The 9,622-nt window shown below is 73.5% G+C and carries 10 protein-coding genes; 7 read left to right on the forward strand and 3 right to left on the reverse strand.

Annotated features, from left to right (window positions below; all coding sequences use genetic code 11):
- Window position 1: 1 nt before the first annotated feature.
- The 3 genes from ACFVGO_RS00430 to ACFVGO_RS00440 all read left to right on the forward strand — a co-directional run bounded on the left by ACFVGO_RS00430 (window position 2) and on the right by ACFVGO_RS00440 (window position 2,791).
- Window positions 2–997 carry a 2-hydroxyacid dehydrogenase gene (locus tag ACFVGO_RS00430; protein WP_380348995.1) on the forward strand — a complete coding sequence of 332 codons (996 nt, stop codon included), beginning with the start codon at window positions 2–4 and terminating at the stop codon, window positions 995–997.
- Between the two features lie 112 nt (window positions 998–1,109).
- The gene (locus tag ACFVGO_RS00435; RefSeq protein WP_359898453.1) at window positions 1,110–1,745 is read left to right on the forward strand and encodes an RNA polymerase sigma factor; all 636 of its coding nucleotides are present in this window, start codon (window positions 1,110–1,112) and stop codon (window positions 1,743–1,745) included.
- A complete protein-coding gene (locus tag ACFVGO_RS00440) occupies window positions 1,742–2,791 on the forward strand; it encodes a CU044_5270 family protein (RefSeq protein WP_380630440.1) in 1,050 nt (349 codons plus the stop codon). The genes ACFVGO_RS00435 and ACFVGO_RS00440 overlap by 4 nt, the downstream gene beginning before the upstream one ends.
- Window positions 2,792–2,847: 56 nt before the next feature.
- Here the strand turns inward: ACFVGO_RS00440 and ACFVGO_RS00445 are convergent, their stop codons facing one another.
- A complete protein-coding gene (locus tag ACFVGO_RS00445; RefSeq protein WP_380630441.1) occupies window positions 2,848–3,813 on the reverse strand; it encodes an NAD-dependent epimerase/dehydratase family protein in 966 nt (321 codons plus the stop codon).
- Window positions 3,814–4,015: 202 nt separating this feature from the next.
- On the opposite strand from ACFVGO_RS00445, the gene ACFVGO_RS00450 reads away from it, so the two are divergent.
- Window positions 4,016–5,023 carry a cytochrome c oxidase assembly protein gene (locus ACFVGO_RS00450; RefSeq protein ID WP_359898450.1) on the forward strand — a complete coding sequence of 336 codons (1,008 nt, stop codon included), beginning with the start codon at window positions 4,016–4,018 and terminating at the stop codon, window positions 5,021–5,023.
- 178 nt (window positions 5,024–5,201) lie between these two features.
- Window positions 5,202–5,789, forward strand: coding sequence for a YdcF family protein (locus ACFVGO_RS00455; RefSeq protein ID WP_380630442.1), 588 nt, complete (start codon window positions 5,202–5,204; stop codon window positions 5,787–5,789).
- Window positions 5,790–5,896: 107 nt separating this feature from the next.
- On the opposite strand, the gene ACFVGO_RS00460 is transcribed toward ACFVGO_RS00455, so the two are convergent.
- A complete protein-coding gene (locus tag ACFVGO_RS00460; protein ID WP_359898448.1) occupies window positions 5,897–8,119 on the reverse strand; it encodes an NADP-dependent isocitrate dehydrogenase in 2,223 nt (740 codons plus the stop codon).
- Between the two features lie 435 nt (window positions 8,120–8,554).
- Between ACFVGO_RS00460 and ACFVGO_RS00465 the strand changes: the two genes are divergently transcribed.
- Both ACFVGO_RS00465 and ACFVGO_RS00470 read left to right on the forward strand, forming a co-directional pair.
- Window positions 8,555–8,932 (forward strand): SAV_915 family protein, encoded by a 378-nt coding sequence (locus ACFVGO_RS00465; RefSeq protein ID WP_380630443.1) that lies wholly within the window; start codon window positions 8,555–8,557, stop codon window positions 8,930–8,932.
- A complete protein-coding gene (locus ACFVGO_RS00470; RefSeq protein ID WP_359898446.1) occupies window positions 8,929–9,255 on the forward strand; it encodes a hypothetical protein in 327 nt (108 codons plus the stop codon). The genes ACFVGO_RS00465 and ACFVGO_RS00470 overlap by 4 nt, the downstream gene beginning before the upstream one ends.
- 81 nt (window positions 9,256–9,336) lie before the next feature.
- On the opposite strand, the gene ACFVGO_RS00475 is transcribed toward ACFVGO_RS00470, so the two are convergent.
- A complete protein-coding gene (locus ACFVGO_RS00475; RefSeq protein WP_380630444.1) occupies window positions 9,337–9,522 on the reverse strand; it encodes a hypothetical protein in 186 nt (61 codons plus the stop codon).
- Between the last annotated feature and the right edge of the window lie 100 nt (window positions 9,523–9,622).

A 9,622-nucleotide genomic window follows, 5' to 3' on the forward strand; every position in this document is an offset into this window, starting at 1 on the left:
CATGGAGATCCTCGCGTACGGAGTGCAGGCCGACGAGCGGCCGCTGCTGGAGCAGGCCTTCGCCGGCCGGCACGGGCTGCGCTGCCTGGACGTGTTCCTCAACCGCGACACGGCCCCGCTCGCCGCCGGCTACCCCGCCGTCAGCAGCAGCGTCAACGACGTCCTCGACGCCGGTACCCTCGCCATCCTCGCCGCCGGCGGAACGAAGCTGATCGCCCAGCGCTCCACCGGCTTCAACAACATCGACCTCGACGCCGCCGCCGAACTCGGCCTCACCGTCGCCCGGGTCTCCCACTACAGCCCGTACGCGGTCGCCGAACACGCCTGGGCCCTCGCCCTCGCCGTCAACCGCCGCCTCACCCGCGCCGCCAACCGCTCCCGCGAGTTCGACTTCCGGCTCGACGGCCTGCTCGGCCGGGACATCCACGGCATGACGGTCGGCGTCATCGGCACCGGCAAGATCGGCGAATGCTTCGCCCGCATCGCCGCCGGCTTCGGCACCGAACTCCTCGGCTGGGACATCGCCCCCAACCCCGCCTGCCTCGACCTCGGCATGCACTACACCGAACTGCCCGAACTCCTCACCCGCGCCGACCTGGTGAGCCTCCACGTACCCCTGCTCCCGGCCACCCACCACCTGATCGACGGCGCCGCCCTCGCCCGGATGAAGGACGACGCCATCCTGATCAACTCCAGCCGCGGCGGCCTCGTCGACAGCGCCGCCCTCGTCGAAACGCTGCGCGCCGGACGCCTCTCCGGCGTCGGCCTCGACGTCTACGAGGAGGAGACCGGCGTCTTCTTCACCGACCGCTCCATCGAGGGCATCACCGACGACACCCTCGCCCGCCTCGTCACCTTCCCCCAGGTCCTCGTCACCAGCCACCAGGCCTACTTCACCCGCACCGCCGTCGGCCAGATCATCGACGCCACCGCCCGCAACATCGACGACCACGCCGCCGGCCGCACCAACGAGAACACCCTCGTCCCCAGGAAGTAGCCCACCGGAATCCGGAACGCGAGCTCCTCGGTCCGCAGTCGTACTCTCGTGCCCGCCGCGGGTGGTGACCCGTGTCACGGGAACCGGTGTCGCCGCTCGGACAAGGCATGACGTGAACCATCCACACTCCCGGCTCCGGGCCGGGAACCCCGAAGCGTTCCGCGACCTCTTCCGGGACCACGCCTCGTTGGTGTACCGCCACGCCGTGCGCGTGACCGGAAGCTGGGCACTCGCCGAGGACGTGGTCTCGCTGACCTTCCTCGAAGCCTGGCGCCTGCGCGGGAAACTCCGCGACGAGGGCGACAGTCCACGCCCCTGGCTCATGGGCATCGCCGTCAACGTGCTGCGCAACACGACGCGCGCCGCCCGCCGCCACGGCGCGGCCATGGCCCGCATGCCCGCGGCCGATCCGGTCCCCGACTTCGCCGACGAACTCGTCGGCCGCATGGCCGACTCCGAGCAACTCGCGGCCGCCCACAAGGCCTTGGGGCGCCTGCGGCGCTCGGAACGCGAGGTCTTCGCCCTCTGCGTCTGGTCCGGGCTCGGCTACGCGGAAGCGGCAGCCACCCTCGGCGTACCCGTCGGCACCGTACGCTCGCGCCTCTCCCGCGCCCGCACCCGACTGCGCGGACTCGCGGCCGAGGAACTGCGCGCCGCGAAGAAGAACACGGAACCGCTCCCGATCCCCGGACAAGTACAGGACAGCCGCAGCACTGCGGCCCGGCCGCACAAGGAGACGCACCGATGATCCGCAACTCGCGGCGGCGCACCGAACCGCTCGACCACGCGGAACTGGCCCGTCTGCTGCCGGCGCCGGCCGATCCCCAACTGGCGGCCAGCCGCCAGGACCTGCTCGAGGAGCACTTGATGAGCGAGATCCACCGGCCCGACCACGCCCCCGCGGCGTCCCCGGTACGGCGCCCGCTGCGCCGCACCGTCCTCTTCGCGGCGCCCGTCGCCGCGGCCGCGGCCCTGGCCGTGGTCGTCTCCCTGAGCAACTCGGCCGGCACCATTGCCTCCCCGAAGCCGGTCAAGGCCCCCGTCGTACAGATCGAGGAGGGGAGCACCGTCCAGCTCGCCTCGACGGTCCACGCGATCGCCGCCGCCGCGACGGCGCGCACCACGCCCCAGCCCGGACCGGGCCAGTACATCTACATCAAGAGCCAGGTCTCCTTCATGGCCACCCGTCACAACGCGGACACCGGGGAGTCCGTCACCTGGGTCCAGCCGCTGCACGACCGCGAGGTGTGGAAGTCCCCCGACGGCACCAAGGGTTGGCTGGACGAGCCGGGCTACCAGGACAAGGGCGGCATCACGCTGGACACCAACGAGCCCCGCAAGCAGCTGTCCTACACGTGGCTGGCGGCCCAACCCGCCGACCCCGACGCGTTCCTGAAGTCCGTCTACTCGACGGTGAGCGGCACCCGGGACCACGACCAGCAGGCGTTCAACGAGATCGGCTCCATCATCCGCGAGCAGCTCGTCCCGTCCGGCCTCGCCGCCTCGCTCTACGAGGCCGCCGGCAAGATCCCGGGCGTCGTCGTGGTCGAGCACGCGCAGGACGCCTCCGGCCGCGACGGCATCGCGTTGGCGCGACTCGACCCCCAGACCGGCGAGCGATCGGAGTGGATCTTCGACCGGGACAGCCACCAGTACCTCGGCAGCCGTGGTGTGCAGGTCCGGGAGGTCAACGGCGTCAAGCCCGGCACCGTCGTGGAGCGCACGACCATCCTCACCCGGGCCGTCGTCGACGCGAAGAACCGGCGTCCCGGCGCCGGGCAGGCCACGGCCTGACGGTCCGCACCGGGTGGGGCGGCCGCACCGGGTGGGGCGGCCTACGCCCCCGTCGGTCAGGACCCGCTCAGGCCGAGCGCCTCGCGGTACCAGGCGGCGGCCTCCGGGAGGCGGGCCAGCGGGCCGGGGCCGGGCGGGCAGGCGGCGAGCCGCCAGATCCGTTCGCTGCGGTACCAGTGGTCGCGGGCGATCAGGCCGAACTGCCGCTCGGAGACCCGGCCGGGGGCGGCGGCCAGCAGCCGGCGGCACTCCTCCCACGGGACGGCCGGGCCGTCCGGGGCGGGCAGCAGGCCGAGGGCGGCCAGGGCGGCGAGCAGGTCGCCGCCGCGGACCGGCCCGGGGTGCGAGGCGTGGTGGACGCCCGGCGGGGCGGCGTGCTCTTCCAGGGCGAGCGCGGTGATCAGCCGGGCCAGGTCGGTGCGGTCCACCAGGGAGAGCCGGGCGCTGCCGCCCTCCCAGCGGACCGGCACCCGGCGGACCAGCTCGGCCAGCGCGGGCACCACCCAGCGGTCGCCGGTGCCGGTCACCAGCCCGGGGCGCAGCACGTATCCGCCGGCCGCGAGCGCGTGGCGCTCGCCGAGCAGCCGGGTGCGGCTGGCCTCGGACACCGGGGCGGGCGGCACCTCGTCCACCTCGACGTCCGTGTGCGGGCCCTCGCCGTAGACCGCCGCCGTGGAGAGGTGGACGATCCGCCGCACCCCGGCGCGGGTGGCGGCCGCCATCAGGGCGGCGGTGCCCCGGTCGTTCACCGCCTCGCACTCCTCGGCGCCGCCGTCGACCCGGGAGGCGAGGTGCACCAGGGCCCCGGCGCCCGTGCAGAGCTCCGTGAGCGCGGCCGGGTCGGCGAGGTCGCCCGGTACCCAGGCGGTGCCGGGAGCGGCGTCCCGGGGCGGTGTGCGGGCCAGTGCCCGCACCGGGACGCCGCGCGCCGTGAGGGCCGCCAGCACGGCGGAGCCGATGAAGCCGGTCGCCCCGGTCAGTGCGACCGCGGGGCGCGCCGCGGATCCGTGTTCCGTCGCCATCTCCGAGCCTCCCTGCCGACCGGCCGGTCAGTCTAGCCAGCGGGCGCCCCCGTGGGGAGGCACCTGTACGGAGGGGGTGGGGGGATGGCCCGAGGTAAGGCCCACCTAGGCTGTAGACCAAGCAAAACGGGCGAACCGGACCCCCAGCGGGGACCACGAGGACGGAAAGCGGGACCCGCCGATGGGCGACGGAATGTCAGGCATGCACCACCACGGCGGGATGACCCGACTAGGCCCGTTCACCTTGTCCAACGTCTGGACCTGGTCGCCGGACTGGGTGTTCCTGCTCGGCGGCCTGGTCCTCCTGGGGCTGTACGCGGCGGGCGTGGTGCGGCTGTACCGGCGCGGCGACCGCTGGCCGATCGGCCGGATGGCGGGCTGGGCGATGGGTGTCGCCAGCCTGCTGCTGGTCACCTGCACCGGGCTGAACGACTACGGCATGGTGCTGTTCAGCGCGCACATGATCCAGCACATGGTGCTCTCCATGCTGACGCCGATCCTGCTGCTGCTCGGCGCCCCGATCACGCTGGCGCTGCGGGCGCTGCGCCCGACCGGCAAGGGCCGTCCGCGCGGGCCGCGCGAGCTGCTGGTGGCGCTGCTGCACAGCCGGTACGTCCGGATCGTCTCGCACCCGGCGTTCACCATCCCGATGTTCATCGCGAGCCTGTACGGGGTCTACTTCACCCCGTTGTTCGACTTCCTGATGCAGTACCGCCTCGGGCACATCTTCATGATGGTGCACTTCCTGCTCACCGGTCTGGCCTTCTTCTGGCCGATCATGGGCGTGGACCCGGGCCCGCACCGTCCCGGCCACGTGATGCGGATCATCGAGCTGTTCATGGGGATGCCGTTCCACGCCTTCTTCGGCGTGGCGGTGATGATGGCCGCCCACCCGCTGGTCACCACCTTCACCGTGGAGGGCGCGCCACCGGGGACGAACCTGCTGGAGGACCAGAAGCTGGCCGGCGGCATCACCTGGGCGTTCGGCGAGATCCCGACCGCGATCGTGCTGATCGCGCTGGTCTACCAGTGGATGGGCTCCGAGCAGCGGCAGGCCCGCCGCCGCGACCGCTCCGAGGAGCGCACCGGCGATGCCGAGCTGGAGGCGTACAACGCCTACCTGGCCTCCTTGCACAAGCGTGACCGGCGCCCGGGCACGGCCCCGGCCGCCCCGGTCACCGGCGCCGCCCCGGCGGCCGACGTCGGCTGAGCCCGCCGCCCGCCGCGGGACCCCTGTTCCCGGGAGCCCCCGTTCCGCCTCCGGAACGGGGGCTCCGCCGTTTCCGGGCGCCCGCGCAGCAGGGGCCCACGGGAGGCCGGAGCGGCCGCGGGACAGGAGTTCCGCCGGGCCCCGGAACGGTCGTTCCGCCGCGGGCGTTCGAACGGATATGCACGTCCTGCTGTTCGTCGCCGTCCTGCTCTGCGGGTCCGTCCTGCTCTGGCCGCTCGGCTTCCTCGGCGTGGCGCTGTACCAGCGCCGTCGGCCCGCGCCGGCCGGCTCCGACTACCTGGTGGTCCTGGGCGCCGCGCTGGACGGCTGCGAGCCCGCTCCCCCGCTGGCGGCCCGGCTGGACGCCGCGCTGGAACGTTTCGCCGCCGAGGAGGCCGCCGGGTACGCCCCACTGGTCCTGGTGACCGGCGGGAAGGGCCCGCACGAGGCGTGCACCGAGGCCGCCGCGATGGCCCGCTACCTGACCGCCCGGGGCGTCCCGGCCGAGCGGATCCGACGCGAGGAGCGGGCCGTGAACACCGCCGAGAACCTGCGGTTCAGCGCCGCCCTGATGGCCGCCGAGCGCCCCGGCTACCGCTGCACGGTGGTCACCAACGGCTTCCACACCGTCCGCTCCGCGCTGGCCGCCCGCCGGGCGGGCGCCACCGCCGCCGTGCTCGGCGCGGACGGCCCGCTGGCCCACGGCCCGTACCTCCTGCTGCGCGAGGCCGTCGGCACCGCCCTCGCCCTGCTCGGCCGGGCGTGAACAGCGGTCCGGGCATGAACACCGAACCGGCGATCCGGACGTGAACGCCGAGAGGCCCCGGGTCCGATGCGGACCCGGGGCCTCTCGTCAGCTCAGCTCGGCCGGGTTCAGCCGAGGTTGGCGAGCGCCTCGTTGAAGGTCTTGGACGGGCGCATCACGGCCGCGGCCTTGGCCGCGTCCGGCTGGTAGTAGCCGCCGAGGTCGACCGGCGAGCCCTGGACGGCGATCAGCTCGTCCACGATGGCCGACTCCTGCTCGGTCAGCGTCGCGGCCAGGCCGGCGAAGGCCTCGGCCAGCTCGGCGTCGGCGGTCTGCCCGGCCAGCTCCTGGGCCCAGTACATGGCCAGGTAGAAGTGGCTGCCGCGGTTGTCGATGCCACCGAGGCGGCGGCTCGGCGACTTGTCCTCGTTGAGGAAGGTGCCGGTGGCGCGGTCCAGGGTGTCGGCCAGCACCTGGGCGCGGGCGTTGTCGGTGGTGGTGGCCAGGTGCTCGAAGCTGGCGGCCAGCGCGAAGAACTCGCCCAGGCTGTCCCAGCGCAGGTAGTTCTCCTTGACCAGCTGCTGGACGTGCTTCGGGGCGGAGCCGCCGGCGCCGGTCTCGAAGAGGCCGCCGCCCGCCATCAGCGGGACGACCGACAGCATCTTGGCGCTGGTGCCCAGCTCCAGGATCGGGAACAGGTCGGTCAGGTAGTCGCGCAGCACGTTGCCGGTCACCGAGATGGTGTCCTCGCCGCGGCGGATGCGCTCCAGCGAGAACGTGGTGGCCTCGACCGGGGACTTGATCTCGATCTGCAGGCCGGTGGTGTCGTGCTCCGGCAGGTACTGCTTGACCTTCTCGATCAGCACCGCGTCGTGGGCGCGGTTCTCGTCCAGCCAGAACACCGCCGGGACGCCGGTGGCGCGGGCGCGGGTGACGGCCAGCTTGACCCAGTCCTGGATCGGCAGGTCCTTGGTCTGGCAGGCGCGGAAGATGTCGCCCGGCTGGACGGCCTGCTCCAGCACCACGTTGCCCTCGGCGTCGACGAGGCGGACGGTGCCCGCGGCGGCGATCTCGAAGGTCTTGTCGTGCGAGCCGTACTCCTCGGCCTTCTGGGCCATCAGGCCGACGTTCGGCACCGAGCCGATGGTCGCCGGGTCCAGGGCGCCGTGGGCGCGGCAGTCGTCGAGGACGGCCTGGTACACGCCGGAGTAGCTGCTGTCCGGCAGCACGGCGAGGGTGTCGGCCTCCTTGCCGTCCGGGCCCCACATGTGGCCGGAGGTGCGGATCATGGCCGGCATCGAGGCGTCGACGATGACGTCGCTCGGCACGTGCAGGTTGGTGATGCCCTTGTCGGAGTCGACCATGGCCAGGGCCGGGCCCTCGGCCAGCTCGGCCTCGAAGGAGGCCTTGATCTCGGCGCCCAGGTGCGGCACGTTGTCGAGGCCGGCCAGGATGCCGCCGAGGCCGTTGTTCGGGTTCAGACCGGCGGCGACCAGCACCTCGCCGTACTTGGCGAAGGTCTTCGGGAAGAAGGCGCGGACCACGTGGCCGAAGATGATCGGGTCGGAGACCTTCATCATGGTGGCCTTGAGGTGCACCGAGAACAGCACGCCCTCGGCCTTGGCGCGGGCGACCTGCGCGGCCAGGAACTCGTTCAGGGCGGCGGCCCGCATCACCGAGGCGTCGACGACCTCGCCGGCCAGCACCGGCACCTTCTCGCGCAGCACGGTGGTGGCGCCGTCCTCGCCCAGCAGCTCGATGCGCAGCGCACCGTCGGCGGCGATCACGGCGGACTTCTCGGTGGACCGGAAGTCGTTCTCACCCATGGTGGCGACGTTGGTCTTCGAGTCGGCCGTCCAGGCACCCATGCGGTGCGGGTGGGTCTTGGCGTAGTTCTTGACCGACTGCGGGGCGCGGCGGTCCGAGTTGCCCTCGCGCAGGACCGGGTTGACGGCGCTGCCCTTGACCTTGTCGTAGCGGGCGCGGACGTCCTTGTCCTCGTCGGTCTGCGGGTCGTCCGGGTAGTCCGGCAGGGCGTAGCCCTGGGCCTGCAGCTCGGCGACGGCGGCCTTGAGCTGCGGCACCGAGGCCGAGATGTTCGGCAGCTTGATGATGTTGGCGCTCGGGGTCTTGGCCAGCTCACCCAGCTCGGCCAGCGCGTCGCCGATCCGCTGCGCCTCGGTCAGACGCTCCGGGAAGCTCGCGATGATCCGCCCGGCCAGGGAGATGTCGCGGGTCTCCACGCGCACACCCGCGGTCGAGGCGTAGGCCTGGACCACCGGCAGGAACGAGTAGGTCGCCAGGGCCGGAGCCTCGTCGGTGTGCGTATAGATGATGGTCGAGTCAGTCATCGGTACTCCGCTTCACGTCTCCAACGTCTTGACGTCAAGATATCTCGTCACGGGCCTCCGGCTCCACCTCCCCCCGTTTCCGGTCGCGTTCCGGTCGCGTTCCGGTCCCGCACGGGTCCGGTCGGCGGGCGCCGCGGCGCTCGCGGCGGGGCGCTCCGGCAGCCGTGAGCGGGGCTCGGCGCAGGACTCGACGCAGGGCGCGGCGCAGGACGTGCCGGGGGCCGAACTCCACGGTGGTCCGGGTCGGCACGCACGGCAAGCGGAGCGCTCGACCGGTGGTTTGGTCCACTCGGGTGAGTCGGACGTCAGGAGTGCGTCAACGCACGACCCCATTCGGTCAACGGCGCGTCAGGACCGGCGCTCCCCGGGCCGGGCCGCCCTAGCGTCGAGGCAGTAGTTCCGGCAGGCACCACCACCCCACTCGGGAGCATCCGCATGGCCCGCGTCGTCTGGCACGTTCCGGTCACCGCCTCCGGCACCGGAAGCACCACCGCACTCCGCCTGTTCCGCCTGCGCGACGGCCGCCGCTGCGCGGTCGGATTCTCCAGCCCCGAGGCCCTCGTCGCCCTCCTCGGGCCCGACCAGGCCCACGCCGAACTCGGCGAGCCCGCCCTCCGTGACCTCACCGCCCCGCTCGGGATCGACACCCTGGTGCTCGACCCGCGGCTGGTCGCCCCCGCCGTCACCGCCCCGCCCGTCACCGCCCCGCCCGCCGCGCCGCTCACCCCGGCCCCGACCCCGACCGCCCCGACCCCGGCCCCGACCGCCCCGACCCCGGCCCCGGCCACGGCCGCCCGGCTCCAGCGCCGGTGACCGCCCCGCTCCGACTCGTCCCGGACGGTCCGGATCCGGCGGTACGGGCCCAGCCGGCCCGCTCCCTGCACGCGATCGTCCGGATCAGCCACGGCCCCGTCCCGCTCGACTTCGACCGCCTCGCGGCGGAGTTCCCGGCCGTCCAGAGCGGCCTGGCCCTGGTCGGCGAGGCCGACCTCGAACTGCGCCTCGCCTGTACCGGCCCCGAGGAGTTACGGACGATCGCCGCCGCCCTGCACCGCGCGGGCGCCGCCAAGGTGCACATCGACCTCGTCCTGCGCGCCCTCACCCCGGCACCGGTCACCCTGCGCCCGGTGCCGTAGCGGTGCCGTGAGCGGCCCCGGTCCGGGCCGCCGGCCCGGTGCCCCGCTCCCCCGCCCGGGGGGCGGGGCGCCGGAGCGCGCTCACTCCTCCCCGGGCCGCGGATCCGGGTTGATCGCCTGGCCGTCGATGGGCTGGCCCCAGCCGTCCTCACCGGCCGCGTCGACGCAGTAGCCGCTGCCCTCGACGTGCCCGCCCGCGCTCCGGCACTGGTCCGCGGTGACGTCCCGGCGCCCGGTCGCCGACCCCGGGACAGAGGCGGCAAACACAGACCCAGACGGGGTTGGGAAAAAGAGGGCGGAGGCGGGTCCGGGGGGCCCCCCAGCAAGGAGGAGGGGGTTTCTGTTGAACACAACAGACCACCCACAC

It is taken from the genome of Kitasatospora sp. NPDC057738, assembly GCF_042798815.1.
In the GTDB taxonomy this organism is placed as follows: Bacteria; Actinomycetota; Actinomycetes; order Streptomycetales; family Streptomycetaceae; genus Kitasatospora; species Kitasatospora lactacystinica.

What these genes read in the sequence shown, in the direction of transcription:
- ACFVGO_RS00430 (WP_380348995.1), top strand. Translation starts at nt 2, where the DNA reads ATGGAGATCCTCGCGTACGGAGTGCAGGCCGACGAGCGGCCGCTGCTG.
- ACFVGO_RS00440 (WP_380630440.1), top strand. Translation starts at nt 1,742, where the DNA reads ATGATCCGCAACTCGCGGCGGCGCACCGAACCGCTCGACCACGCGGAA.
- ACFVGO_RS00445 (WP_380630441.1), bottom strand. Translation starts at nt 3,813, where the DNA reads ATGGCGACGGAACACGGATCCGCGGCGCGCCCCGCGGTCGCACTGACC.
- ACFVGO_RS00450 (WP_359898450.1), top strand. Translation starts at nt 4,016, where the DNA reads ATGCACCACCACGGCGGGATGACCCGACTAGGCCCGTTCACCTTGTCC.
- ACFVGO_RS00455 (WP_380630442.1), top strand. Translation starts at nt 5,202, where the DNA reads ATGCACGTCCTGCTGTTCGTCGCCGTCCTGCTCTGCGGGTCCGTCCTG.
- ACFVGO_RS00460 (WP_359898448.1), bottom strand. Translation starts at nt 8,119, where the DNA reads ATGACTGACTCGACCATCATCTATACGCACACCGACGAGGCTCCGGCC.
- ACFVGO_RS00465 (WP_380630443.1), top strand. Translation starts at nt 8,555, where the DNA reads ATGGCCCGCGTCGTCTGGCACGTTCCGGTCACCGCCTCCGGCACCGGA.